The organism is Moraxella canis, from assembly GCF_002014965.1.
GTDB classification, from domain to species: Bacteria; Pseudomonadota; Gammaproteobacteria; order Pseudomonadales; family Moraxellaceae; genus Moraxella; species Moraxella canis.
Map to the genome: position 1 here is coordinate 211,687 of NZ_MUXT01000005.1, position 26,856 is coordinate 238,542.

A 26,856-nucleotide genomic window follows, 5' to 3' on the forward strand; every position below is an offset into this window, starting at 1 on the left:
ATCGCCTTAAGCTGAGCTTAGGGCGATTTTTTTTAAGTATTGCCCATCAATGCAAAAACTTGCCTGCGGCACATAAGATTATTGATCATATCGCCAATACTATTGTTTAAATACGTGCAATGCTTATCGTTATTCTCATTTAGAATAACAAAATTTCAAAAACTATCCTTATAATTTAACATTTGCTTTGTATTTTTGGTTATTTCCAAGTTTGAGAGACGCATGAATCAATTTTGCACTTTTTATCCCGATAATGCCGCCGCCGCGAATGCTGCTTTTGAGAGCATTCAGTGCTGGCAAGACACATCGCTGCTTGATAATATCGCACAGGCATCGCGGCAGCTGCTTGACCCCATCGCCATTGATAAGGGTCATTATCCTGTGGCTGAGATGGGTCAATTGGCAAAATTGGGGGCTTTTTCGGCGCATCTGTCAGCACAAGGCAGCCGTTTTGGCGATGCCATCCTTGCCACTGCCAAGATCTCTGAGACTTGCGGCACGACAGGGTTTTTGTCATGGTGTCATCAGGTATGTGCTTTGTATCTTGATCAATCGGATAACCATGCCTTAAAATCTGAGATCCTAAACCGCCACGCACTGGGCGAAAGCTTCGGTGGGACGGCTTTGTCCAATCCGATGAAAACTTTTGCCAATATCGAGTCGATGATTCTGCGTGCTCAGCGCGTCGATGGCGGCTATGTGGTGTCGGGGACGCTGCCGTGGATCAGTCACATTGCACCCAACCAATATTGCGGCGCGATTGCCAGCGTCGAGCATGGCGGTCGGGTTGAAAAAGACATTTTTTTCTTATTATCGTTTGATGAAGCGCGCAAAGGCAGCTGGCAGCTCAATCCTTGCCCCACCTTTAGTGGCATGGAAGGCTCAAGCACTTGGCAAATCGCCTTAAATGACTACTTTGTTCCTGATGACAGCTTGATCGCTGACCCTGCCAAGCCTTTTATTGAGCGTGTGCGCGGGGCATTTGTGCTGATGCAGCTGGGCATCGGTGCCGGCATTATCCAAGGCGCGATCCATGACATCACGGCGGTAGAAGCTCAGCTTGGACATGTCAATCAGTTTTTGGAAGACCAAGCAGGGGCGCTACAAATCCGCCTTGATGCTTTGGTTGAGCGGACTTTGACGCTTGCTAAGACACCTTTTGAGACCCACAAAGACTTTTTCTTAGAAGTGCTAGACACTCGTATCCAAGGCGCTGAGCTGTCACTACAAGCCACCCAAGCATCGCTTTTACATCAAGGCGCCAAAGGCTATCTGATGAGCGCCAATCCGCAAAGACGCATTCGTGAAGCGCACTTTGTGGCGATCGTCACGCCTGCCATCAAGCATTTGCGCTATCTATCCCATCAATTATTGACCGAGAAATCTCCAAAATGAGCGATACACTTTCACATTCAGCCAAGCCAAATATGGATTCAAATGGCAATCCCACCGATGGGCGAGGACCTTGGAAGCAGTTCTTGTGTCGTGCGTGCGGCTGGATTTATGATGAAAAACTGGGCGACCCTGATGGCGGACTGCCTGCTGGCACACGTTTTGAGGATATTCCCGAGGACTGGATGTGTCCTTTGTGCGGCGTCACTAAGCGAGACTTTGAGCCATTTGTCAGCCGAGACGAAGTAGCCGCCCCCTTGATCAGTCGCCACGGCGAGACTGGCGTCATCGTCATCGGCGGCGGCACGGCAGGCTGGACAGCCATCGAAGCTTTAAGAAAGCTAAATGACACCCTGCCCATCACCTTAATCACAAGCGACTCAGGCGATCGCTATATGAAGCCGCAGCTTTCTATTGCCATCAGCCAAAACAAAACGCCTGATGTGCTCATCACCAAAAAAGCTGCCGATTTGGCACAGGCGCTCAATGTCACTTTGGTTGCCCAAACCTTTGTACTAAGCATCGATACCCATGAGCGCACAGTGCGCACCACGCGCGGTAATTTTGGCTTCCAAAAACTGATCCTTGCCACAGGGGCAGCGCCGATGTTGCCACCAAGCCTGCCTGCTGAGTATGTGTGGCGCGTCAATCACATTGATATGTTTGCCAAACTCCAAGCAAAACTCATCGCCAAACCCAATCAGCGCATCGCCATCGTCGGTGCAGGCATGATCGGCACAGAGATCGCCGAAGACATCGCCAAAGCAGGTCATCAAGTGACACTGATCAATCGAGACAGCCTACCGATGGCAGAGATTTTGCCTGCTATCGGCGGTGAGCGCCTGCGTGATGCGCTCTTGGGGATTGGCATTGACTATATTGGCGATGCTCATATCACAGGCATCAGCCCCCAAGATGATGGCTATGTGATTACTTATAATAATCAAACGCTCTACGCCGATGAGATCATCGCAAGTACAGGTCTTGTATTGGATGATCGTCTTGCCAAAGGTGCAGGCATCGAGCACATTCGCTGCGGTATCGTGGTCAATCCAAAGACACTACAAACCTCTCATCCTGCCATCTATGCCATCGGCGACTGTATCGCCATTGATGATAAGCCGTGCCGATTTGTCGCGCCCTTGCGTGAGCAGGCTGCCGCCATCGCACATCACATCAGTGATATGGCGCACGCAGGCTATCAGCATAAGTCGCCTTTAATACGCCTAAAAACCAAGTCCATCATCGTCTCTGCCACTGGTGAGATTGATCAAGCCAAAGACTGGCAAGTACAAGAAGATACCAACGATCAGCTGATTCTCACCCAAAGCAGCGATGGCATCATCACCGCCAAAATCGAAATGAAAACATCGCCCTAAGCCAGTCAAACATCAGATCAAGCCCATCTGCCGCCCAACCAAAAACGGCGCGGCGCTTGATCTTCTTATGAGTTTATAGTGTATCATGTCAAATATTTTTCACCCCGACGACGCCGACAAGCCGCTCAATTTTGGCTGCCGCTGCGGCAAACATAGCAGCCAAAGCCAGTGTGATGGCAAGCTGTCTTTGGATGATCGCTTTGAGCGCGTCTCTGATCACAGCCGTATTGAGCATACCCACACCGATTTTATTGAAGCGGTGGCGATCAAGGCTTTATTCCCCCATGAGCCGACACGCCGCGCGTTTTTTAAGACCGTCGGTAAAGGCACCGCTTTGGCAGCGATTGCCAGTGTCTTACCCATAGCAGCGCTCCAAGAAGCCGCCGCCATTGACACGCTTAAACCCGAAAAAAAGTCGGTGGATATTGGCTTTTTGCCCATTTTATGCTCAACGCCGCTTATCATGGCAGATCCACTTGGCTACTATGAGGAACAAGGCATCAAAGCCAATTTATTAAAACGGGCAGGCTGGGCACTGGTACGCGATCAGATGATGAACCGGGAGCTGGACGCTGCGCATTTTTTGGCACCGATGCCGATCGCCATCAATCTTGGACTTGGTTCAGCCAAGCAAGATATGAAAGTTGCCGCCATCCAAAACACCAATGGTCAAGCGCTCGTCATGGCACTGAAGCATAAGGACAACCGCGATCCAAAAAACTGGAAAGGCTTTACCTTTGCTATCCCGTTTGAGCACAGCATCCATAATTATCTGCTGCGCTACTTTTTGGCAGAACATGGGCTAGATCCTGATAAAGATGTCAAACTGCGCCTGACCACGCCGCCTGATATGATCGCTAATCTCAAAGCAGGTAATATTGATGGGTTTTTTGGTCCTGAGCCATTCAATCAGCGCGCGGTTTGGGATAAGGCAGGCTATATCCATACGCTGTCACGCGATATTTGGAATGGTCATCCGTGCTGCTCGTTTGGCACATCTCAAAGCTTTATTAATGATCATCCCCAAACTTTTTTGGCGATGTATCGCGCCATCATCAAAGCCAATGTGATGGCAAATGAGCCAAGCATCCGTAAAGACTTATCCAAGCTGCTCTCGCCTGCCAATTATCTCAATCAGCCTGAACTGGTGCTGCGCCAATCCATCATGGGGCGTTTTGCTGATGGGGTGGATCATGTCCAAGATGTGCCTGATCGCATGGGCTTTGATGTGATGCCGTGGCACTCAGTGGCAGCTTGGATGATGACTCAGATGAAGCGGTGGGGCTATGTCACGGGTAATATCAATTATCAAGACATTGCAAGCCAAGTATTTATGCTCACCGATGCCAAGCAACAAATGCAAGCCATGGGCTACACCGTCAAAGCAGATGAACCAAAAATCATCGTCATGGGCAAAACGTTCGATGCCGCCGATCCTGATGCGTATTTGGATTCATTTGCCATCGGGCACAAATCCACAGCATCTATAGGGGAATGACATGGCGCATAAACCGTTATCCACCAAAGCCAAAGGCTATCTGCTATCATTACTCATCGTCTTGAGCGTGATTGGCATTTGGCACGCCGCCACCTTGCCCAAACACATCACCGCACCCACCGATCCTTTGCGCTTAGAGTACAGTATTTTGATGGGTGATATTCCTGAATTTACCGAGCCTGGGGCGGTCGTCGCCACCCAAAAAAGCGAATTTCCAAGCCCAACAGACTTTGGCAAGACCGCATGGGGGCATATCTCCGATCCATTTTATGACAGAGGCTTGAATGATAAAGGCATCGGCATACAGCTTGGTTACTCCATTGGGCGTGTGCTGCTTGGATTTTTCTTGGCGATGGTGGTGGCGATTCCTTTGGGCTATGCCATCGGTATGTCGCCTGTGCTTGGCAGCGCCGCCACACCTTTTGTGCAGATCTTAAAGCCCATCTCGCCACTGGCGTGGATGCCGATTGCACTTTATACGATTAAAGATTCTAACGCATCGAGCATTTTTGTGATTTTTATTTGTTCGATTTGGCCGATGCTCACCAACACAGCCTTTGGCGTGGCGTCCGTTCGCCGAGAGTGGCGCAATGTCGCTAAGACACTTGAGCTATCGCCCCTAAAGACCGCCACCAAAATCGTCATCCCTGCCGCTGCGCCTACCATCGTCACAGGCATGCGCATCTCCATGGGGATCGCATGGCTTGTGATCGTGGCTGCTGAGATGCTTGTCGGCGGCACGGGGATTGGTTATTTTGTGTGGAATCAGTGGAATAATTTATCGCTTGCCAATGTGATTTTTGCGGTGCTGCTCATTGGTCTTGTGGGTATGATTTTGGATATGTTGTTTGGGATATTACAAAAAAAGGTGAGTTATGTTGAATGATCAAACCACATCGCCGCTGATTGAGGTCAAGGCGCTCACCAAACGCTACGGCGATGGCGAAAATGTCTTTGAAAATGTCAATTTCGACATCCAAAAAAACGAATTCATCTGTCTTATCGGTCATTCAGGCTGCGGTAAATCCACCATCTTAAATGCTTTGGCAGGGCTTGAGACGGCAAGTTTTGGTGAGATTTTGATGTATGATAAGCCAGTCACCCAACCTTCGCTTGAGCGTGGCGTGGTGTTCCAAAGTCATGCGCTGCTGCCTTGGCTGACTGTCGGTGAGAACATCGGTTTTGCACTCAAAGCCAAAACGCCAAATCTCTCAGCTACCCAAATGAACGATCAAATCGACTTTTATTTGGGCATGGTTGGACTTGCCAAGGTCAAAGACAAAAAACCAAGCCAATTATCAGGCGGTATGAAGCAGCGCGTGGGCATCGCGCGCGCTTTTGCGACCAAGCCTGAGCTTTTGCTGATGGATGAGCCCTTTGGGGCGCTTGATGCGCTGACTCGCGGTGTCATCCAAGATGAGCTTGTCAATATCGTTGAGGACACCCATCAGACAGTGTTTATGATTACGCATGACATTGACGAGGCGATTTTATTAGCTGATCGCATTTTTTTGATGAGCAATGGTCCGCGGGCATTTTTGGCAGAAATTGTTGAAAATACCATCCCCAAGCCGCGCCACAGAGATAATATCCACCATCATGCGCATTATTATAAAATTCGCAATCATTTGCTTGATTTTTTGGTGCATCGCAGTAAGGCGCTGCAGCAGTCGCCTGAACGCCCCGAAAGACCCAAAGTGATTAATTTTAATCATGCTGAGTGGGATGGTCTGTAAGTCATCCTTTGGCTTGGTGTGGGCTTGGATCGCTCGGCGACTTTGACAGATATTTATGAATTAAGGTTTATTTTCACCCTAAAAACCTTGTATAATCGACAGTCGGTCTTATTTAAATAGACACCCTCTTTCACTTGATAAGGTTAATTTGACCTCCTCCCCTTGCTAAAGCAAGAGGATTCCCAATATCGCTACTGGGTGTTTCCTAATTCAACGAGATTGGCTTATGCAGACTAACTACACAAGACTGACATTCTCTCCAAAGGCAAGCCCCGCAAGCCCTGCGGTTAATATGTTTTTGGCGGCATTGACATCACGGTCATGGGTAGTCTTGCATTCAGGGCAATCCCAATGGCGAGTATCAAGGCTTAAAAAAGGCAAGGTGTATCCACAATTACAGCAGCGTTTAGAGCTTGGAAAAAACTGGTCTATTTTGACTAAGCTTCTACCTGCCCAATCAGCTTTGTATTCTAATTGTTGGATAAGCCTACCCCAACTTGCATCCGCAATATGCTTGGCAAGCTTGGGATTTTTAATCATGTTTTTTACACGCAGCGTTTCAACACAAATCACTTGGTTATCGTTGATTAATTTGCAAGATAACTTGTGCAAGTTATCTAATCGACAATCTAAGATTTTGGCATGAATACGAGCTACTTTCATTCTTGCTTTGGCGCGATTAGCCGAACCGAGTTTTTTGCGACTCAAGGCTGTTTGAGCCTTAGCAAGTTTGGTAGCGTATTTGGCTGTCAGACGAGGATTGTCAATTTTAAGACCACTGTCGGTAACAAACATATGTTTAATGCCAACATCAATACCAACGGCGGTATCAGATTTTGGCAAAATTTGATTATCAAATTCACACAAGCACGACACAAAATATCGTCCTGCACAATCTTTAGTGATTGTGATGGTACTTGGCTTGCTTGGCAGATGCCTAGACCAACGAACATGAAGCGGTTGTTTGCTTTTGGCAATAAAAAGCTGACCGTCTGTGTATTTAAAAGCACTTTTGGTAAATTCAGCCGATTGCTTGTGAGTTTTCTTTTTGAATGTTGGGTATTTAGCACGACCCTCAAAGAAGTTTTTAAAGGCGGTTTGTTGATGTCTAAGTACTTGCTGGATGGGAACACACGAAACATCATTCAAAAAAGCAAATTGAGGTTGTTTTTTAAGCCAAGTCAATCTGGCATTGGCTTGAATATAGCCAATTTTAGTTTTGCTTTGGTCGTATTCATCAGTACGCCAACGCAAAATCGTGTTATAGACAAACCGCACACAGCCAAAGGTTTGAGCAAGCAGTTTGGCTTGTTCATCAGTTGGGTAAAAGCGAAATTTGTAGGCACGATGTTTCATAGCTCACATTTTATCATTAAAATGTGAAATATCAATTTAACAACACAGCGTTTCCTCCATGCCTTAAAGTGCATGGTTTCCACGCTAGGAGGATTTGATGAATACAGGTCTTACCCTCACGGATAATGCAGCTGCCAAGCTTGCCAAGCTAAAACACGCCGAAGGCAACGATGCCTTGATGCTACGCGTCTATGTGACAGGTGGCGGCTGTTCGGGGTTTAGCTATGGGTTTGATTTTGCCGAAGAGCTTGGCGAAGATGACGCGACTTTTGACAATGGGTCAGAGATTTTGGTCGTGGATGCCTTAAGCTATCAATATTTGGTCGGCTCAACCATCGACTACACCGAAGGCTTGGAAGGCTCGCGCTTTATCGTCAATAATCCAAACGCCACCACCACTTGCGGCTGCGGCTCATCGTTTTCTATTTAGCCGCTTAAGTCCAGTGGCTTTGCCGTCTTTATAGATGGCGCGCCTGCATGCTTGGCACAAATAATTTTGCCAACTTAGGCGCTTGGATTTATAATACCAGTATCATGCGCTCATGCTTAAGATTTGGCAGGGCGCTCCCTGACACCAATCAAGTATCCGCCATGACACCTACTTTTACACTACCTTCTTGGTTTAAACCCAATCTTGTTGCAGGGATGCAGCGTGGCATCGAAAAAGAAGGGCTAAGAATGCAGCCTGATGGCTATTCTGCCAAGACTTTTCATCCCGCTAAGCTCGGCTCAAAGCTGACGCATCCTTATATCACCACCGACTATTCTGAAAATCTTTTGGAGCTGATCACCGATCCCATGCCATCGATCAAAGAGGCGCTGGACATGCTGCGTGATCTGCATGTTTTGGTGCATCGCAGTTTAGAAAATGATGAGCTGATGTGGCCGCTATCTATGCCGTGCATGACATCTGATACCGACAGCGATATCCCATTGGCGGACTATGGCTCATCCAATATCGGCAAGCTCAAGACACTATACCGATCAGGGCTTGGGGTGCGCTATGGTCGCAAGATGCAGACCATTGCAGGGCTTCACTACAATTTGTCTGTGGGCGATGATTTGTTTGGGGCGTGGCAGCGTGCCGAAGGTGCAGAGGATTTGAGTGCCTTTAAAAATGATAAATATTTGGCATTGATTCGTAATTTTAAGCGATTGACGCCTTTGGTGCTGTATCTGCTCGGCGCAAGTCCTGCGGTGTGCGGTACTTTTGTGAGTGGGCGTGAACATCATTTGATTCCGCTTGGCACCACTTGTAGCTATCATCAGCCAAACGGCACCAGTCTGCGCATGGGCAAGCTTGGCTACACCAACAGCGTCCAAGAAGACTTAGACATTCGCTACAACCATTTGGATGAATACATTCAAGGCTTAAGAAAAGCCATCGGCACACCGTATGCTGATTTTCAGAACATCGGCGTGGATGATGCCGATGGCACACCGATTCAGATTAATAGCCATATTCTGCAAATCGAAAATGAGTACTATAGCCCCATCCGCCCAAAACAGACCACTAAAGGATCCGAAACGCCCACCCAAGCACTTGCTGCGCGCGGCATCGCTTATGTGGAATTTCGTGCCATTGATCTTGATCCTTATTCTGACATCGGCATCACGGTCGCGACGGCGTGCTTTTTGGAAATATTGGCGCTGTATTGCCTGCTGACCGACTCGCCTTATCTGATGCCCGAAGAAGAAAAGCGGCTGAATCAAAACATCGACACTGTGGTCAATCATGGCAGACAAGCTGGCATCACCATCACCACCGATCTTGGCGAACAAAATCTGCATGACTGGATCGTGCATCATCTCACCCAAATGCAAGTCATCGCCGACGCCTTTGATGCGCATCACGGCGGCAATGAATATCGCACCGCCTTGACGATGATGCAAGGCAAGGCGACCAATACAGACTTTACCTTATCCGCCCAAATTATCGCTGACTCGCATCGAGTCGGTGGTACATGGGCACTGGGTAAGCTGCTTGCCCAAAAGCACCACCGCGAACTGCTGTCTCATGCGCTTAGCTGTGCTGATGAAGCAAGATTTGATGAAATAGCACAAAACTCCCTCGTAGAGCAGGCGCGATTGGAAGCGGCAGATACGATGAGTTTTTATGAGTACATTCAAGCCTATCGCTAAACCCCATTACTGATAAGCTTGGTGCGATCATCAGGCATGAGATGCAGATTGTACTGATCTTTTGGACGATTTGCCAAGCTTTAATATGACATTGACCCACAGGACGAGCTTAACATGAATACGCTCAGTTACCGCCTATTGAATTTGATCTTATCGCTGATGATGATGGTCGGCAGCGTCTATGCCATCGGCTATCTACAAAATCATTTGATGCTAGACCCTTGTCCTTTGTGTATTTTTCAGCGGATTGGACTTTGGGTGATGGGTCTGTTTGCCATACTGGCTGCGATCATCAACCCAAGACAAAAAGCGGTGCGCTTGATACTTTGGCTTGGGAGTATGGCAGGCACGCTTTGGGGGCTTGGCGTGGCAGCGCGCCATACTTGGATTCACTATGTCCCCTCAGCTGAGCCGCCCGCCTGCGGACCAGGGCTTGAGTACTGGGTGCAGACCATGCCGATGTCAGAGGTACTCACGACCGTGCTTAGAGGCAACGGCGATTGTGGGCTGATTGATTGGACCTTTATGGGGCTGTCTATTCCTGCACAGGCGCTGATTTTATTCACTGTCATTGCTTTGATTCAATTGGTTATTTTGAAGAAAATTTTAAATAATCATCGCTAAATACGTAGTTTATATCAAATGTTTGGGCTTTGAGACATTCATACGGCAGCGCCCAAGGCTTTGGTATAATAAAAATATTGCTACTAAGGGTTATCATGCACATTCATATTCTAGGCATCTGCGGTACTTTTATGGGCTCGCTGGCGCTATTGGCTCGAGATTTGGGTCATACGGTGACTGGCTCTGATACCAATATCTATCCACCGATGAGCACTCAGCTTGCTGAGGCTGGCGTGGAGATTTTGGAGGGTTATAAAGCAGAGCATTTGATGCCTGCGCCTGATTTGGTCGTGGTGGGTAATGCCTGTAAGCGCGGCATGGAGGCGGTGGAGTATATGCTCAATGAGCGCCTGCCTTATACTTCAGGTCCGCAGTTTTTATATGAAACAATTCTCAAAGATCGTCATGTCTTGGCGGTGGCAGGCACGCACGGCAAGACCACCACAACCACCATGCTGGCTTGGATATTGCAGTTCTCAAAGATTGATACGGGTTTTTTGATCGGTGGTGTGCCACTGGTAACTACCGCCGATGATCGCCTGAAGACAGCTTTTGCGCACAGTGCTCACTTGGGCGAGCGGTATTTTGTGATTGAGGCAGATGAGTATGATTCTGCATTTTTTGATAAACGCTCAAAATTTGTGCACTATCGACCAGTGACGGCGATTTTAAATAATTTAGAATACGACCACGCGGACATCTTTGCAGATCTTGATGCCATCCAAACCCAGTTTCATCATATGATTCGCATGATACCTGCAGACGGTCAAATCATCATGCCAGCAGACACCCCAAGCCTAGAGGCGACGCTGGATAAAGGCGTGTGGACGCCTGTGGTGCGCACCCGCCTAAATGGCGATAATGACGACAATGGCGGCGCTGAGTGGCAAGCCAAACTTGGTACTGAGGACGGCTCATCTTTTGAGGTGCGTCATGGGGATGACTGCGCGTCCGTGACTTGGTCGATGAGTGGGCTGCATAATGTCAATAATGGTCTGGCTGCCATCGCTGCAGCGCACCACATCGGTGTGTCGGTTGAGGCGGCTTGTCATGCGCTGTCGCAGTTTGGGGGCATTAAGCGGCGCATGGAGCTGATCGGTGATGTCGATGATATTTTGGTGTTTGATGATTTTGCACACCACCCAACCGCCATCAGTAGCACGCTTGATGGTGCCAAAAAGCGCTATGGTGATCGGCGCATTTGGGCGGTCATCGAACCGCGCTCAAATACAATGAAGCTTGGCAGCCATCGCCCACATTTGGCACCTTCGGCTGCCGTAGCAGATCAGGTCATCTGGTATGAGCCCAAAGGACTGACTTGGGGGCTCAAAGAAGCGATCGGTGATGCGCCAAATCAGCTTGTGCTAGACAGCGTCGATGCCATCTTAAGCCACCTAAAAACGCACGCCAAGGCAGGTGATGCGATCATCATCATGTCTAACGGCGGCTTTGAGGGTATCCACGGACGCCTGGTGGATACTCTTAGCCAGCCTTGATAGCCAAGGCGGACTAATAACCAAGCCCTGCATCAAAAGGCTATCAGGTCTTAGTGATAAAACCTGATAGCTTTCATTCAATATAATCATCAAGACTGATGAAAGGTGCGTCCTTCAAACTGCTCAATCAAAGCACGCTCTTCATCAGACCACGGCATCTTCACCATGGCTGTATCTGTGCGTACGATGACCGCCTCACCGCTTGCGACCAAGGCTTGCTGGGCTTGGCTGTACATGACGTATTCTTGGACGACGCTGGTGCTACCCAAATGCTTGATGCGCACGCCAACCAGCAACGTATCAGGATAGACCACAGGGCGACGGTACTGCATGGACGACCCTGCCAAAATCGTCAATAAATCCTCGCGCGCTGCCATAAAGCCAATCGCACGCATATAAGCGATACGCGCCGATTCAGCATAGCGATAATAAGCCACATTATTGACATGATTAAAACCATCCATCTCACCCCAAGCGATCGGCTGCACATGGATGACAGGATAGTCGCGCAGTGGCTCGGGTCGGTCATCACCCGTCAATATCGGCTCAAACACACCTTCAACTTTTAGCATCTTATTTCCTTATCATTTGGTTAATGAGTCACTACAAAGTAGCTGCAATGTGTGATCAATACTAGGTCTATCAAGCCTGCGGCGGCTTATAACCTGCTGGCTGTTCATACTCACCATTATCCAAAAACTTCTCGCGCTGCTCATTGAGATATTTTTTGGCTTCTGGGTCAATCATGCTCAGATGCTTTTCATTAATCAGCATGGTCTGCAGCTCAAGCCATTCATTCCATGCTTTGGCAGAAACTGTATTTTGAATTTCTTCACCTTTGGCATTGGGAAAGGGTGGATTGGGGAGCTTTGGCAAGTTTTGTTGGTATTTACGACAAAACACCATGTGGTCAGCAGGATTAAAGGTTTGCATAATGTTCTCACTTATCAAAGGGATATGAAAGATTATAGCAAATAATCAGCGATGATCGCCAAGGATTTTGTGAAGCTTTTGCAAAGATGCTATGATACGCTTTTGTATTTGGAGAAGATCATGGGAAATCGCTTATCAAAAATCACCACACGCACCGGTGACGACGGCACGACAGGCATGGCGGATGGCTCAAGACTGTCCAAGACGGATTTACGATTTGATGCGATGGGCGTGGTTGATGGCTTGAATGCTCATCTTGGGCTATTGCAAGCCTATGTCAAGGAGGCTTCTGCTGAGATTGACCGACAGATCAGCGTCATTCAGCACAAATTATTCAATATCGGCGGCGAGATCGCTCTGCCGAATCACGCCGACATGGGCTATATCGCCATCACAGAGGCGGATGTGCAGGCGCTTGAGGCATGGATAGAGGCGCATAATGAGACATTGCCTTTTTTAAAGGAGTTTATCCTACCGGCAGGGTCGGTCGCCACCGCCCAAACGCATGTGGCACGCGCGGTGTGCCGTGATGCCGAAAGAGCCACACTTCGCCTCGCCAAACGCGACGGTAACATCAGCCCAAACACCCTTAAATACCTAAACCGCTTATCGGACTATTTGTTTGTGCTAGCGCGCGTCATCGCTCGCATAGATGGTGGCAGCGAAGTGCTGTGGCAAAAATAATCAAAACTCAGGCACGCTGCTTTCGCGGCTCAAGCCATAGGTACCAAAGCTTGTGCCAGTCAGCGCCTGCGCTGTTTGTCTGCCGATATATAAAGGATAGGACTGCTGATTGGTTTGGCTGATTAATTGGACATAAGGATGGGTAAACGGCTGCTCTTCATAATTTTCAAAGCGCTTAGCCGCCTTATCATAAGAGACGCCATGCCGTTTGGCTTGATGGGCAACGCGCTCATCAAGCGTCATTTTGGGAATGGCGCGATAATAGTGCGCATATCCTTTGATGTCGCTTGGCACAGGGCGAATGCTACTGATGTGGATGTAATCCGTCAAACGCTCAAGCCACTTGCCTAAGTTCAGCGCCTGCAGCGCCTGCTCAGTCGGTGCAAAAATACGGCATTTATACCCCAAATATGCGATGTTTTTATCAGCGATCGCTCGATACTGTGGAAATGACACGCCATACCCAACCTTGTCTTGCTCGTCTTTTTGCTCAACAAAAGCCAGATGAAGCTGGGTGTAGAGTTTGCTCCACACCGCATAAGGAGGGATGTCAGGATTTTCCATCACGGTTAATTCAATATAGTATTTCATATCACTCCTATTTTAAGCGAATGTCGGAAACATACGCCAATCCTTTTTTACCTAAATAAAATGACGACACGCCTGCATGATCTATCATCTGCTTAAGCTCCATCGCTTTTGGCAGATCAATATCTAAGGTGATTTCCAGTGTGCCACTGGCTTTGGTTAGGTTGTGCTTGATTTTCCCTTCACCTGTTACAAAGTCTTCACGGATATAAGGATTACCGTAAATCAACTTTTTATCACCTGTTGTATATTTATCCATAAAGTCTTTGGGTGTAAATCCGTTATTTGAAATACCACTAATACCGCCCCGTGGTGATTTGGCACTTGAGACATCATAGCGTTCAGACAGTCGCATTAGCTGCAAGTACAATGCAGAGCAATACAACGGCAAAGCCAAAAACTGCTCTTTGGCATTTTTTGGTTTATACTTATCAAACTGAGCAGACAGCACCTGACTTGCATGCTCTAGCATATCGCTGTCTGGCATGGGCTTGATTTTGCCAATCTCAGATAATCTTGCCAAGACAGCCACAGGGTCCAAAGCGATTTTTTGTTGAATCTCAAATGCTGTCACAGGATGATTATCGCAAATAAATTGGCACAACTGCTCAATATCAAGTGCCAATACCTGCCAAAATTCATCCGAATAATCCGACTGAAAAATCGGATCATTCACCTTGATCATACCTGTAAAAGAATTTTTAACCGTGTTACCTTTCATGTTGCGAATATACGCAACTTCTTGATTGATCACTGCCTCATTATCCACAAAATCAATCATCGGCTCAATATCAGCAAAATAATAATCATCGCTTGCTTTGGCATCGTATAGCTTTCGCTGATCACCTATCAAACGGCTCAAAATCCCCATTACCGTATTTTTGGTCACGCTACGCTGATGGAAATTTTCAGGCTTTTTTAATTCGGTCATGGATGCCACAAAATTGCGTCCCTTTTTTGGTAACGGCTCATCATTAGAGCCGTCCAAAAAAGAGTTTCGCCATGACGCTTCATAGTCAATGATAATACGCATTTTCACCCTTTTGCTATTATTTGATTATTTGGCTTCAAAATAAACAGCATAATTGGTTGTCGCTGTCGGATTGGTCTCACCATGGCGCTTGATACGCATCATCTTATTGCTGTCATTATAATCCACTTCTACACGGTCAACATACATATAGCCTTTGGCTTGGCGAATTACTAGATCTTGTATCATATCCAAAGTGGCCTTAACCAAAATATCAATGGCGGTATCATCCAACAAAATCCCTGCTTCGCCCTGCTCATAAATCGTACCGAGTCTGACATAGTTAGCATGGAAAGTAGCCTTTGGAGAACGGCTAGGATCTAAAGACTGGATAAAATCCTGCACCTGCTGTGCCACCGCTTCGCCTTGATTATCCTTGATAATCATCGCACAGCGATCAAATTTATTGTCCAGTGAAATGAACTGCAGCTGCTCGATGCTGATAGAGCCGTATGAGATATACTCGGTATCACCAAAGGTGGTTTTTGAGAAAAACGATGAGCTGTCTCTTTCGCCCGCCTGACCAAACTGCTCAAAGTTACCATTGCCAAGCTGATCCACAAAATCTTCCAGCAGTAGCGGACTGGTACGCTTACATTGGCTTGATGGCACAACATAACCACGAATCAATCCCGTGATAGATGCCAAGACTTTATCCAAGCTTCTCTCGCCCGCAAAGTGCAGATCAAACGCCTGCTCACGAAACAGATGGTGGCGAATGCAGTTTTGACTGATATAAAGTGGCGTCTGCTTAAAATCGATATCCGTGGCTTCTTTTTTATATTTATAGCCCGTCTCGTCTTTGACCTTGCCAGTTAAATTGGTATAACCACGCAGTTTTGGCAAGGTATGATTATCCACCGTGCGGCCTTCACTACTCAAAGTTGTTGGACCATTCCAATTCACCACGCCATGTCCGCAAGCATAGATTTTAAAATCAACGCTTTTGATACCTGTTACTTTTTGCATATTTACTCCTTATTTGGGTCGATTTGATAAACCTTGTTTATCATAGCAAGCATTTGGATAAAAATCAATTCCGTAGGACTTTTTCATAAATCTCTTTGAATATGCTATAATAGCAAAGATCGTATAGATCGCTTAGCAAGTAGGACTTTTTGTTTTTTCCACCGCTTAGGTGGCTTCATTGGCAAGCTCATTATCCACAGATTTTGGGCTTGCCAATATATTGATGGGCATGATGCCAACTGCCTGTTTGGGGGTGCGTACATAATACATCGCAAACTTATGTCGCTCTCGTTCGCCACCGATATATGCCAAATCATCTGGTGTATAGCTGGTATAAATCGGATATTCTGGTGAGCGAGCAAGTTTCAGCAACTCATAATCTGCAAATGATTTTTTGTGCGTATTATCACCACTGCGTCCATTTAGGATCTGATGATGTTTTTTGTGCATAAAAGCAAGCAAATCTTTTTCGCTGTCCCTCATCTCAAATCTACCGCCTTGTAGTCGATCTGTGCTTTCAGTCAAGCCGATATGCACCTGGCTGTGGTCAGTCTCTTCATCATAGGCATATTCATTGATAAAGCTTGGATTAAGCTGATTATCCACCATGCACACTGCCATCTGCACAAAGCGATTATCGCCCCGCAAAGACACTCTGGCGATTTTGGCAACTCGATCTGTTTTGGTGGATTTTTTACTACTGATACTGATAGGATCCACCAGCTTACGGTTAATCATCTGCACGCTTTGATTAAGTGATTTTTTGATGTCTTCAGTGATGGCAGATAGGATAGATTCATCTTGATAAAACGCTTGGTAAAGCTGATACAGGTCATTTAACCCCATTACATTGCCATGATCTATCAAATGATTTTGTAAATACCCAAGCCATGCGGTACTACTGTGAAAGACACACATATTTGCCAAAAATTTGGCTTTGCTACTGCTTTGTTTCTTCGCCGCCAATGACTGCGGCATCACGGTTGTGTACACGCATTGCTTGTCTTCACCGAAGCGATTAAGCCGCCCTAGGCGTTGTAGCCAGTTTTCTGGACTTGTTAGGTCGGTAAACATCTCATCACAGCTGATATTGAGTGAGGCTTGTACGATTGGTCCACTACGCAAGACTTGATAGCGTCGATTGCCTTGCCGACCGCAGCTATCTAGTACACTGGCAAATAAATCAGCCTTGTCTTGCTTGGTGAATTTTGAATGTAGCAAAATGGCATTTTCATCGTCTTGGTGAAGCAGATAGCCAAGCTGAGCATCTTGGGCGGTATTGCTAATAACAAAAGTTGTTTTGTTGTTAGTTACAGCATTCAGCACCAATGGACTGATTTGCTTGGTCTCATCATACACATCAAACACAAACTGATATTTTGCTTGATTAAAACTATCCATGCGAATCACACGACTGTCATCAATCTTTAGCACATTTTTGACAAAAAAGTCATTGGGCGTGGCGGATACAAGCAAAGCATTTGCCTTGGCACCACGCAGTTTTTTGGCTTCTATCAACTCAGCAAATAATAAATTCATCGCCGGAATGACAATCAACTCATGAAATTCATCAAATACCACATGATACTGCATGAAATCCATCATGCTGGTAATTTTTTGGTGCGAAATAATGCCATTTAAGATTTGGTCAATGGTCGTAATGATAACATCGCCGCTAAAATAATCTTCCATCTCAGTATCAGGAAGTGCTGTCAGCGGTATATCGCCTTGAGAGATTTTCTTAAACTCTCCTGTAAAAATCTCGATATGGCTATCGGGTAAATATTCTTTTTGGGTCAGATCATGAAATAACCCCAAGCACACCTGTACTCGTGGACAGACCCAGATGATTTTTTGAGCCTGCGTTTTCATCGCCCATTCTAAGGCAATTTTGGTTTTGCCGCAGCCTGCTGGCCCTTGTAGCACTGCCACATTGTCCGCCTCTTCAAGCGTTGCAATCATCGCAAGCTCAGCCAACTCTTCGGCAACTGCACTTTGTGCCTGATTGCGTTCACTGTTAGGATATCGATGCTCAAAGCCATCCAAGCACGCTTGGATATGTCTGCTAAGCTGACTGTCTTTCGCCAGCGCATCATCCAAGGCATAAGCCAGTGTGCCTTCCTTTAGGTAATCCTGCAAATCTTCTGACGGCATCTTTGAGACAATACGATCGGCCGTAATGACCGCCATTCTCACCAAATTATGCTGTGCATTGGGTGCGATGTCAGCGACAATCTCATCAATCTCGGTCGCGATGTCTTCATATGCTTTATAAAGTGGCAAATCATCTCGTGTCAGCTCATAGTGATAGGACAAAGCAGGTAATATTTTGGTCAAATCAAAGTCGTCTTGATTAAACCGCTCAGCGATTTTATGGATATCCTTAAAAATCGCTGCCAATTTAGCCATCAGCTTATCCATGCCACTCGATCCAAGCGATTTGATAAACAGCTTGTCAATGCCTTTTGCTTGATCAAAAAATTTATCATTTTTGCGATAAGGGCGTGTATGATGCCAATAAATGGCGTGGGCAATTTGTTGGCATTGTGCTGAATTTAATTCACCATCTTCTTTTAATAACGATGCTGCCATAAGCCAAGAAAGCTCATTGTGTCTTGGATGGTGCTCAAAACCAAACTTACCAAATCCCCGATCGCTTTGGTTAATATGGACGCCATCTTCGGGCAGCGCGATATTTTCTTGATCTTTGTTTAGTTTTTTGGTCAGCCACTCTTGAAACTGTGGATCTAATTTACCGATATCATGCAGCATCCCAGCAATTAAGGCAGATTGCGCCAATCTGGGTTTATTTAAATTTAAATTCACAATCATATGATATGCCAAATAGCCTACTGCAAATAAGTGCTCACTTAAAACTTGCCCTTGACTATTGGCATAAATATCTTTTACATTGATTTCAATATCCATAAAAACTTCCTGATTGGTCCAATTCACCGGCACCCAGCCCCATTCATTAAACTTATGACGATTACCCACGATCCATAACAGCTCGCTGTGCTTGCGCGTATGGAAGCGATAGCAGCTGACGGCGGTGTTTTTACTTGCCGTACGCGCTAGTAGCTTTTTGACCATGGCAAGCCCATCTTGGGTGATGACCGTCTGCCATGTGTTATCGCCAATCCGATTGGCAAAGGCATCTAGCACAAGGCGTGTACGCGCCAGCGCCTTCTTTTCGCATTGGGAAATAAAGGTCACGATCATTTTATTCCCCTGATTTAAAATATTGCGACGCCAATTTGACTTGCTCGAACATAAAATCAAGCGCCCTATGCTCCGTGAATTTTTGCAAGATTTTTTGGCGAAACTCTTGTTCGCTAAACTCATCTTTGGCGCAGACAAATGCCCACGGCAGCACGATGGCATCTTTGACCAAATCCGCCACATCGAAGACGAGTGCCCCGCGCCGAGTCTTGCCATGCATCACCGCAAATCCATGCGGAATGCCAAGCACCCACAAAGTACATGCACCAAGCCCGTACGCCAGATAATTACCATGATTCAAAAAGTTATTGGCGTCGTCGCCTGCATGAAAATCCCGCTCAAAAGACAATCCGCAATGGGTCGCTGCGTATTTATACAGCTGCTTGGTCAGCAGTGCTTCAGCCAGCAGAAGGTTATTGACGCTGGTGACTTGGTGAATTTTGTGGTCAAACGCCGCAAATGCCTGTGCCAGATCACGATCACTGACATCAAACCCAGCCTCTTGCAGCTGTTTGTCTTTTGACCAGATTTTTTGGATGAATGCTAGACGCTTTTGTTGAAACTCTTTGGCGATGATCAGCCGCTTTTGGTCATCAAACCAAAAAGACAGCCAACCTTGGACATAGTCGGTCGGGCGATATTCACTTTGGGGATTGAGCCATTCAATTTCTGCTCCTGAAAATAATGGCGTCGCCCCACCACCACAAAACCCCACCAAAACCCCTGCACTGGCAAGCATTCGCATGGCGGCTTGGGTGATGGATGTCCCTGTGCCAAGCAAGATGACTGTGGTATTGGCGATGGGGATATTATAATAGTGGTTTTCGTATTTGGTTTCGGTGAGATACAGGATGCGCCCATCTTTTTGCATGACTCGGCAATGCTCAAGATAAAATACGTTGGCGCGCTTGGAGTGCAAAATTGCCTTAAGATCCGTGGGTTTGAGCGTATCCATGACGTCAATTTCCTTAATGATGAATTTAATTTAATCACACCCATTATAGCCTGTCAAGCGATGATGCGACCAAATTATAAGCTTATATTATCCATCTGCCATATCAGTTATGCTATACTAAATTTGACATCAGATGATGATGGGTGTAAAAAACCTTTATTTTTTTAACTATTTAAAAACTTAATAAAATCAATAAGTTATAACTAGTCAACTTTTGATTGGATAAAAAGGGTCAATCCATCATAAATGGCTGTTATTTCTTAATTTTTTCGGTTATAATTACTCTTCACGACCGCATAGGTCGCTTAGAAAAAAATTGCGACTGCAGGCCGCGGTGGCATTGCCTTCACGACCGCATAGGTCGCTTAGAAAATCACGCACCATACGCGCATAATCAAGCTTTTCTTCACGACCGCATAGGTCGCTTAGAAATAAAAAAAATCCCGAAGGGCGCACTTAGGAGTCTTCACGACCGCATAGGTCGCTTAGAAACACATTTCCATGTGATGTTACTTGTGCCTGCTCTTCACGACCGCATAGGTCGCTTAGAAATTTGGAGCGTTGTACTGCTTTAACTGAACAATCTTCACGACCGCATAGGTCGCTTAGAAAAATTTATCTTTTGTGAGCCAAAGACCGTCCTTCTTCACGACCGCATAGGTCGCTTAGAAATTGAAAAAAGGCACAGCAACAACCTCACCATCCTTCACGACCGCATAGGTCGCTTAGAAACTGAGCGCTCGGCGAGCCGATTCACTTCTTTCCTTCACGACCGCATAGGTCGCTTAGAAACTTTGTTTTACCAATTCAACATACTTTGGATACTTCACGACCGCATAGGTCGCTTAGAAAATTAGTAACCATTGATGAGATGATGACATTAACTTCACGACCGCATAGGTCGCTTAGAAAATTGGCGCTTGAAGTATGTTCTAAAGCATGTACTTCACGACCGCATAGGTCGCTTAGAAATAGTTTGTGAGAAATGAACACAAGCAAGATTACTTCACGACCGCATAGGTCGCTTAGAAACTTTTTTGTGTGTAAACAAATTATATTATTGCCTTCACGACCGCATAGGTCGCTTAGAAAACACACGCACATCATTTCAATAGATTTTATAACTTCACGACCGCATAGGTCGCTTAGAAATTGCATTTATCAAAGGTTATACTGCTGTTAAACTTCACGACCGCATAGGTCGCTTAGAAAGTAACCTTGACGCTCTAATCCATGAGCATGATCTTCACGACCGCATAGGTCGCTTAGAAATTGGGTTGATGTCAGTGTGACTGCGCCATTGTCTTCACGACCGCATAGGTCGCTTAGAAAGTTCAGCTCACAATAAGATTGGAAAAGATTTACTTCACGACCGCATAGGTCGCTTAGAAAGTAACCTTGACGCTCTAATCCATGAGCATGATCTTCACGACCGCATAGGTCGCTTAGAAATTGGGTTGATGTCAGTGTGACTGCGCCATTGTCTTCACGACCGCATAGGTCGCTTAGAAAGTTCAGCTCACAATAAGATCGGAAAAGATTTACTTCACGACCGCATAGGTCGCTTAGAAATTCAGCAACATCATATTCAGCACTACGGCGATCTTCACGACCGCATAGGTCGCTTAGAAATACAACCCCAATCACCATCACAAGGACAAAATCTTCACGACCGCATAGGTCGCTTAGAAATTTTGGCGATACGCCAAGCGATACGCCCAAATCTTCACGACCGCATAGGTCGCTTAGAAATAGCACCCAGCAACAGATAACAGACATTCGCACTTCACGACCGCATAGGTCGCTTAGAAAAAAGGCGCTTTGCATAGCTTGTATATATTCGTCTTCACGACCGCATAGGTCGCTTAGAAAAAAGGCGATACCCAACTGACCATCTAAGCCAACTTCACGACCGCATAGGTCGCTTAGAAAATGCGTGATGAATTGGGTACTAGGTCACAGGTCTTCACGACCGCATAGGTCGCTTAGAAATTGCACCTTGATATTAATGGCTGCGTTAAAATCTTCACGACCGCATAGGTCGCTTAGAAATCATGGAGGGGAATAAACAATTTGCCATCATACTTCACGACCGCATAGGTCGCTTAGAAAGTAACAGGTGCGCCATGACCAAATTTTTAAGACTTCACGACCGCATAGGTCGCTTAGAAAGCCTTTTTCACGCAGTTACAATCCAGCAATAACTTCACGACCGCATAGGTCGCTTAGAAAAGCATCGAGCCAAAATTATAGTTATAATTAACCTTCACGACCGCATAGGTCGCTTAGAAACAAGATTATTGATTGCCGCTTGCTGCATGGTTCTTCACGACCGCATAGGTCGCTTAGAAATGAAGCATTGGTCAATTCGCAGGCAGGCTACACTTCACGACCGCATAGGTCGCTTAGAAATCAAACAAACCCAAATAACCCAATGTTATTGTCTTCACGACCGCATAGGTCGCTTAGAAATAACTCAGCTCAAAGCGTCACTCAGAGCGCGTCTTCACGACCGCATAGGTCGCTTAGAAACATAGCATTACCATCAGCAATGGCGCAATTCGCTTCACGACCGCATAGGTCGCTTAGAAAGAGCGTATCAGGGTAGCACTAGCTATAGCGAGCTTCACGACCGCATAGGTCGCTTAGAAAAATGCGTGATCGCATGCTCGTACTCATCGCCCCTTCACGACCGCATAGGTCGCTTAGAAAAGTTAAACCATCATAAGTGATTACTTTCTGATCTTCACGACCGCATAGGTCGCTTAGAAAATCTCGATAATCTTTGCCTTGGCGTTGCTGATCTTCACGACCGCATAGGTCGCTTAGAAATATGTTTTTGGTTTCTCGACAATTCCAATTCTCTTCACGACCGCATAGGTCGCTTAGAAAACCATCGCCTCCCAAAACTCACATGCCGTCATCTTCACGACCGCATAGGTCGCTTAGAAAAGATACTCGCCCGTGTAAGGTCTAATACTCATCTTCACGACCGCATAGGTCGCTTAGAAAAAGTCGTGCTTAAGCTCAATATAGACTGCCCGCTTCACGACCGCATAGGTCGCTTAGAAATAAGGGCGCTAAAGACGCTCTGGCGCTGATTACTTCACGACCGCATAGGTCGCTTAGAAATGCCTTTTTGCTTTAACAGCATCTCGCCATGACTTCACGACCGCATAGGTCGCTTAGAAAAAGAGAAATTTTTTGAAAGATTTAGTGAGATTCTTCACGACCGCATAGGTCGCTTAGAAAACGCTCACGATAGGTAGCTGTACAGTTAGAGACTTCACGACCGCATAGGTCGCTTAGAAAAGATTTTTTGGGGGTGCTTGACCCAAAAGATGCTTCACGACCGCATAGGTCGCTTAGAAAAAAGTGTTGCAGTTTGCCCGTCTCTACTCGCACTTCACGACCGCATAGGTCGCTTAGAAAAGTAATAAATATTGCTGCTGCCGATCTTGCGGCTTCACGACCGCATAGGTCGCTTAGAAATGTGGGTCAAATAGATTAGCTCTGCGCGCTATCTTCACGACCGCATAGGTCGCTTAGAAAATCGCTAAATTTTTGTGCTGTTGGCGGTCTTGTCTTCACGACCGCATAGGTCGCTTAGAAATTGATCTCGGTCATCCATCTTTCAATGCCGTTCTTCACGACCGCATAGGTCGCTTAGAAAAATAAAGCTTCTTGCGTTGTGCTTGTTGAAATCTTCACGACCGCATAGGTCGCTTAGAAAATCCCTGCGGATTTTGGCTGTGTGGCTGTGCCCTTCACGACCGCATAGGTCGCTTAGAAAATCACGGGCTTTGGAAATGGTTCGCCATGCGGCTTCACGACCGCATAGGTCGCTTAGAAAATGGGAACCATTTGGCTTCTTTTTGCAGTTTTCTTCACGACCGCATAGGTCGCTTAGAAAGCTGTCAATCGTGTTCATGATTTTGATCATAGCTTCACGACCGCATAGGTCGCTTAGAAAAATGAACCTTATTATTATGAGATTGGCGCAAGCTTCACGACCGCATAGGTCGCTTAGAAAATTGATGACAATGTCAGGCTCTTGCACGCACACTTCACGACCGCATAGGTCGCTTAGAAATTGTTTGATTGCTATAATAGATTTGCTTGTTACTTCACGACCGCATAGGTCGCTTAGAAAAGAATTAAAAAAAGCCGGCGTGTGTAGCAGCTCTTCACGACCGCATAGGTCGCTTAGAAAATGACATTAAAAAAGGGGCATGAAGCCCCTGTCTTCACGACCGCATAGGTCGCTTAGAAATCCTCTACACCTAACAGGCGCGCTTGCTCGCCCTTCACGACCGCATAGGTCGCTTAGAAAAGCTCTAGCGTAATAAGTTACCCAATTTGACTCTTCACGACCGCATAGGTCGCTTAGAAAATCGGCTGCTACTAATGTCGTAGATTTCTTCGCTTCACGACCGCATAGGTCGCTTAGAAATTGCCAAAAGTCGCCTATGGCAAATGGACGGTCTTCACGACCGCATAGGTCGCTTAGAAAGCTGTGCGCGGCAAAGCGTCACAAGGCTTTCGCTTCACGACCGCATAGGTCGCTTAGAAATTGCTCTTCAACAAATGCAACCAATTCATCAACTTCACGACCGCATAGGTCGCTTAGAAAAATATTACACGAGCTTTTTTGTTTTTGCAAGACTTCACGACCGCATAGGTCGCTTAGAAAAACTATCCCTGAAATACACCACCAAAAATCCCCTTCACGACCGCATAGGTCGCTTAGAAATGTAAGGTTCACCAACTATCCCTGAAATACACCTTCACGACCGCATAGGTCGCTTAGAAATAACAAAGTCGCAGACGGTGTATATCAAGCCACTTCACGACCGCATAGGTCGCTTAGAAAAGACGCAGCAAATGCGGTGAGTATGTGACAGTCTTCACGACCGCATAGGTCGCTTAGAAAACTATGCCATACGCATGACATACGATAGCCTCCTTCACGACCGCATAGGTCGCTTAGAAAGTTTTTTCATGCCGCAACTGGCATGGGATAACCTTCACGACCGCATAGGTCGCTTAGAAAATATTGTATGGTCGAGAGACGAAAAAGCCCGCCTTCACGACCGCATAGGTCGCTTAGAAAGCTTTGGTGCGTGCAATTTTCTTACCAGCTCTCTTCACGACCGCATAGGTCGCTTAGAAAAAACAGCGCATTTGCGCCTTATTGATGTCAGTCTTCACGACCGCATAGGTCGCTTAGAAATAATATGTTTAGGGTGCATTAGTTTTTCAATTCTTCACGACCGCATAGGTCGCTTAGAAAATAGTTTTTTGCTGATTTGTCCAAGGCATCAGCTTCACGACCGCATAGGTCGCTTAGAAATTTTATCGCCATGCTTAGGGCGGATGAGCCAACTTCACGACCGCATAGGTCGCTTAGAAAAGCTCTAGCGTAATAATTTACCCAATTTGACTCTTCACGACCGCATAGGTCGCTTAGAAATTTGGTGCCTTGAATGGCATCGTAAACATTGACTTCACGACCGCATAGGTCGCTTAGAAAATTCTCGTTGTGTTCCGCAATCGTCGTGTACTCTTCACGACCGCATAGGTCGCTTAGAAATTGGGCAGCATTGGGAATATCGCGAGCAACTTCTTCACGACCGCATAGGTCGCTTAGAAAAAAAATACGAACAGTTACGCCAAGAGTATCCCCTTCACGACCGCATAGGTCGCTTAGAAAATGAAAGCATATCTAGTATTTGTTACATTAGGCTTCACGACCGCATAGGTCGCTTAGAAATCGCTTTCGAGGGCGATATTGGCGGAATAGGCCTTCACGACCGCATAGGTCGCTTAGAAATCTTGTATAGCCTCAATCAATCTGTAGAGACTCTTCACGACCGCATAGGTCGCTTAGAAAGATTTGTTCAGGCGTATTGCCTGAAGGTCAGCCTTCACGACCGCATAGGTCGCTTAGAAATCGTTAATCTCCGCCACAATGTCAGCATCAATCTTCACGACCGCATAGGTCGCTTAGAAAATTATAACAGGCTTCATCAGAATGGGGGAACGACTTCACGACCGCATAGGTCGCTTAGAAATATAAAAATTTACTTATTGCTAATGCCCGCTTCTTCACGACCGCATAGGTCGCTTAGAAAAACCGCTTAGGTTAGCAAAACTGGGGGAGTTGCTTCACGACCGCATAGGTCGCTTAGAAACCGTCAATCTTTGCTCCGTCCTTACTGTAAATCTTCACGACCGCATAGGTCGCTTAGAAAAAAAAGCCCTAGAATTGATGGTGTCGAATCCTTCACGACCGCATAGGTCGCTTAGAAAATCCGTCAATTTTTTTCTATCAGATCTATCAACTTCACGACCGCATAGGTCGCTTAGAAATAAGCTGCTTTGCTGCCTCAACCCTGCCATGACTTCACGACCGCATAGGTCGCTTAGAAAACACAGGTGGCAGCATGAACGATCGCGATTATACTTCACGACCGCATAGGTCGCTTAGAAAATGTTTTGTCTCCTTAAGTTAATCCGTGATTGCTTCACGACCGCATAGGTCGCTTAGAAACTGAAGGCATGGTTGGTATTGTGCTGCAAACGCTTCACGACCGCATAGGTCGCTTAGAAAAAGATGAGATGGCGCAGCTTGAGGATGAATATCTTCACGACCGCATAGGTCGCTTAGAAAATAATGAATTTGACAGTAACGGGGATGTCATCTCTTCACGACCGCATAGGTCGCTTAGAAAATGAGATGATCACAAATCAGCTCACAGGCGCACTTCACGACCGCATAGGTCGCTTAGAAAAAATTGTGTCTTTGTTATTGATGGTGGGCGACCTTCACGACCGCATAGGTCGCTTAGA

18 protein-coding genes and 1 CRISPR repeat array are annotated in these 26,856 nt (G+C 46.4%); of the genes, 10 read left to right on the plus strand and 8 right to left on the minus strand.

Annotated features, from left to right (window positions below):
* Positions 1-222 precede the first annotated feature (222 nt).
* From B0180_RS04945 to B0180_RS04965, 5 genes are all read left to right on the plus strand, one after another.
* Positions 223-1,395: an acyl-CoA dehydrogenase family protein gene (locus B0180_RS04945; RefSeq protein WP_078255917.1), complete on the plus strand. Its 1,173-nt coding sequence runs from the start codon at positions 223-225 to the stop codon at positions 1,393-1,395.
* A complete protein-coding gene (locus B0180_RS04950; RefSeq protein ID WP_078255918.1) occupies positions 1,392-2,771 on the plus strand; it encodes an FAD-dependent oxidoreductase in 1,380 nt (459 codons plus the stop codon). The genes B0180_RS04945 and B0180_RS04950 overlap by 4 nt, the downstream gene beginning before the upstream one ends.
* An 85-nt stretch (positions 2,772-2,856) precedes the next feature.
* A complete protein-coding gene (locus tag B0180_RS04955) occupies positions 2,857-4,269 on the plus strand; it encodes a CmpA/NrtA family ABC transporter substrate-binding protein (protein WP_078255919.1) in 1,413 nt (470 codons plus the stop codon).
* 1 nt (position 4,270) lies between these two features.
* A complete protein-coding gene (gene ntrB / locus B0180_RS04960) occupies positions 4,271-5,155 on the plus strand; it encodes a nitrate ABC transporter permease (RefSeq protein WP_078255920.1) in 885 nt (294 codons plus the stop codon).
* Entirely contained in the window at positions 5,145-6,005 is an 861-nt protein-coding gene (locus B0180_RS04965) for an ABC transporter ATP-binding protein (protein WP_078255921.1), read from the plus strand. The genes ntrB and B0180_RS04965 overlap by 11 nt, the downstream gene beginning before the upstream one ends.
* Before the next feature lie 237 nt (positions 6,006-6,242).
* On the opposite strand, the gene B0180_RS04970 is transcribed toward B0180_RS04965, so the two are convergent.
* On the minus strand, positions 6,243-7,361 hold the full coding sequence (locus B0180_RS04970; protein WP_078255922.1) for an RNA-guided endonuclease InsQ/TnpB family protein: 1,119 nt from the start codon (positions 7,359-7,361) through the stop codon (positions 6,243-6,245).
* Between the two features lie 97 nt (positions 7,362-7,458).
* Here B0180_RS04970 and erpA point away from each other — a divergent pair, with 97 nt between their 5' ends.
* The 4 genes from erpA to mpl all read left to right on the plus strand — a co-directional run bounded on the left by erpA (position 7,459) and on the right by mpl (position 11,623).
* On the plus strand, positions 7,459-7,791 hold the full coding sequence (erpA, locus tag B0180_RS04975; protein ID WP_049238016.1) for an iron-sulfur cluster insertion protein ErpA: 333 nt from the start codon (positions 7,459-7,461) through the stop codon (positions 7,789-7,791).
* A 47-nt stretch (positions 7,792-7,838) separates the two neighbouring features.
* Positions 7,839-9,503: a glutamate--cysteine ligase gene (gshA, locus tag B0180_RS04980; RefSeq protein ID WP_078255923.1), complete on the plus strand. Its 1,665-nt coding sequence runs from the start codon at positions 7,839-7,841 to the stop codon at positions 9,501-9,503.
* A 114-nt stretch (positions 9,504-9,617) separates the two neighbouring features.
* Positions 9,618-10,127 (plus strand): disulfide bond formation protein B, encoded by a 510-nt coding sequence (locus B0180_RS04985; protein ID WP_078255924.1) that lies wholly within the window; start codon positions 9,618-9,620, stop codon positions 10,125-10,127.
* 95 nt (positions 10,128-10,222) lie between these two features.
* Complete coding sequence (mpl, locus tag B0180_RS04990) at positions 10,223-11,623, plus strand: UDP-N-acetylmuramate:L-alanyl-gamma-D-glutamyl-meso-diaminopimelate ligase (RefSeq protein WP_078255925.1); 1,401 nt, start codon at positions 10,223-10,225, stop codon at positions 11,621-11,623.
* Between the two features lie 89 nt (positions 11,624-11,712).
* On the opposite strand, the gene B0180_RS04995 is transcribed toward mpl, so the two are convergent.
* Positions 11,713-12,195: an acyl-CoA thioesterase gene (locus B0180_RS04995; RefSeq protein WP_078255926.1), complete on the minus strand. Its 483-nt coding sequence runs from the start codon at positions 12,193-12,195 to the stop codon at positions 11,713-11,715.
* A 70-nt stretch (positions 12,196-12,265) separates the two neighbouring features.
* Positions 12,266-12,556 carry an oxidative damage protection protein gene (locus tag B0180_RS05000; RefSeq protein WP_078255927.1) on the minus strand — a complete coding sequence of 97 codons (291 nt, stop codon included), beginning with the start codon at positions 12,554-12,556 and terminating at the stop codon, positions 12,266-12,268.
* A 120-nt stretch (positions 12,557-12,676) separates the two neighbouring features.
* On the opposite strand from B0180_RS05000, the gene B0180_RS05005 reads away from it, so the two are divergent.
* Positions 12,677-13,240, plus strand: coding sequence for a cob(I)yrinic acid a,c-diamide adenosyltransferase (locus B0180_RS05005; RefSeq protein ID WP_078255950.1), 564 nt, complete (start codon positions 12,677-12,679; stop codon positions 13,238-13,240).
* On the opposite strand, the gene cas6f is transcribed toward B0180_RS05005, so the two are convergent.
* The 5 genes from cas6f to cas1f form a co-directional block, all read right to left on the minus strand.
* On the minus strand, positions 13,241-13,831 hold the full coding sequence (cas6f, locus tag B0180_RS05010; RefSeq protein WP_078255928.1) for a type I-F CRISPR-associated endoribonuclease Cas6/Csy4: 591 nt from the start codon (positions 13,829-13,831) through the stop codon (positions 13,241-13,243).
* 7 nt (positions 13,832-13,838) lie between these two features.
* Entirely contained in the window at positions 13,839-14,861 is a 1,023-nt protein-coding gene (gene cas5fv, locus B0180_RS05015; protein ID WP_078255929.1) for a type I-Fv CRISPR-associated protein Cas5fv, read from the minus strand.
* 24 nt (positions 14,862-14,885) lie between these two features.
* Complete coding sequence (gene cas7fv / locus B0180_RS05020) at positions 14,886-15,827, minus strand: type I-Fv CRISPR-associated protein Cas7fv (protein ID WP_078255930.1); 942 nt, start codon at positions 15,825-15,827, stop codon at positions 14,886-14,888.
* A gap of 165 nt (positions 15,828-15,992) precedes the next feature.
* The gene (locus tag B0180_RS05025) at positions 15,993-19,049 is read right to left on the minus strand and encodes a CRISPR-associated helicase/endonuclease Cas3 (RefSeq protein WP_078255931.1); all 3,057 of its coding nucleotides are present in this window, start codon (positions 19,047-19,049) and stop codon (positions 15,993-15,995) included.
* A gap of 1 nt (position 19,050) precedes the next feature.
* Positions 19,051-20,004 (minus strand): type I-F CRISPR-associated endonuclease Cas1f, encoded by a 954-nt coding sequence (gene cas1f / locus B0180_RS05030; RefSeq protein WP_078255932.1) that lies wholly within the window; start codon positions 20,002-20,004, stop codon positions 19,051-19,053.
* A 284-nt stretch (positions 20,005-20,288) separates the two neighbouring features.
* A CRISPR array of direct repeats spans positions 20,289-26,798; the repeat unit is 28 nt; unit sequence CTTCACGACCGCATAGGTCGCTTAGAAA.
* Positions 26,799-26,856 lie beyond the last annotated feature (58 nt).

Bases quoted from the DNA above. Each gene is read 5' to 3' on its own strand.
- B0180_RS04945 (WP_078255917.1), top strand. From the start codon at position 223: ATGAATCAATTTTGCACTTTTTATCCCGATAATGCCGCCGCCGCGAAT.
- B0180_RS04950 (WP_078255918.1), top strand. From the start codon at position 1,392: ATGAGCGATACACTTTCACATTCAGCCAAGCCAAATATGGATTCAAAT.
- B0180_RS04955 (WP_078255919.1), top strand. From the start codon at position 2,857: ATGTCAAATATTTTTCACCCCGACGACGCCGACAAGCCGCTCAATTTT.
- ntrB (WP_078255920.1), top strand. From the start codon at position 4,271: ATGGCGCATAAACCGTTATCCACCAAAGCCAAAGGCTATCTGCTATCA.
- B0180_RS04965 (WP_078255921.1), top strand. From the start codon at position 5,145: ATGTTGAATGATCAAACCACATCGCCGCTGATTGAGGTCAAGGCGCTC.
- B0180_RS04970 (WP_078255922.1), bottom strand. From the start codon at position 7,361: ATGAAACATCGTGCCTACAAATTTCGCTTTTACCCAACTGATGAACAA.
- erpA (WP_049238016.1), top strand. From the start codon at position 7,459: ATGAATACAGGTCTTACCCTCACGGATAATGCAGCTGCCAAGCTTGCC.
- gshA (WP_078255923.1), top strand. From the start codon at position 7,839: ATGCTTGGCACAAATAATTTTGCCAACTTAGGCGCTTGGATTTATAAT.
- B0180_RS04985 (WP_078255924.1), top strand. From the start codon at position 9,618: ATGAATACGCTCAGTTACCGCCTATTGAATTTGATCTTATCGCTGATG.
- mpl (WP_078255925.1), top strand. From the start codon at position 10,223: ATGCACATTCATATTCTAGGCATCTGCGGTACTTTTATGGGCTCGCTG.
- B0180_RS04995 (WP_078255926.1), bottom strand. From the start codon at position 12,195: ATGCTAAAAGTTGAAGGTGTGTTTGAGCCGATATTGACGGGTGATGAC.
- B0180_RS05000 (WP_078255927.1), bottom strand. From the start codon at position 12,556: ATGCAAACCTTTAATCCTGCTGACCACATGGTGTTTTGTCGTAAATAC.
- B0180_RS05005 (WP_078255950.1), top strand. From the start codon at position 12,677: ATGGGAAATCGCTTATCAAAAATCACCACACGCACCGGTGACGACGGC.
- cas6f (WP_078255928.1), bottom strand. From the start codon at position 13,831: ATGAAATACTATATTGAATTAACCGTGATGGAAAATCCTGACATCCCT.
- cas5fv (WP_078255929.1), bottom strand. From the start codon at position 14,861: ATGCGTATTATCATTGACTATGAAGCGTCATGGCGAAACTCTTTTTTG.
- cas7fv (WP_078255930.1), bottom strand. From the start codon at position 15,827: ATGCAAAAAGTAACAGGTATCAAAAGCGTTGATTTTAAAATCTATGCT.
- B0180_RS05025 (WP_078255931.1), bottom strand. From the start codon at position 19,049: ATGATCGTGACCTTTATTTCCCAATGCGAAAAGAAGGCGCTGGCGCGT.
- cas1f (WP_078255932.1), bottom strand. From the start codon at position 20,004: ATGGATACGCTCAAACCCACGGATCTTAAGGCAATTTTGCACTCCAAG.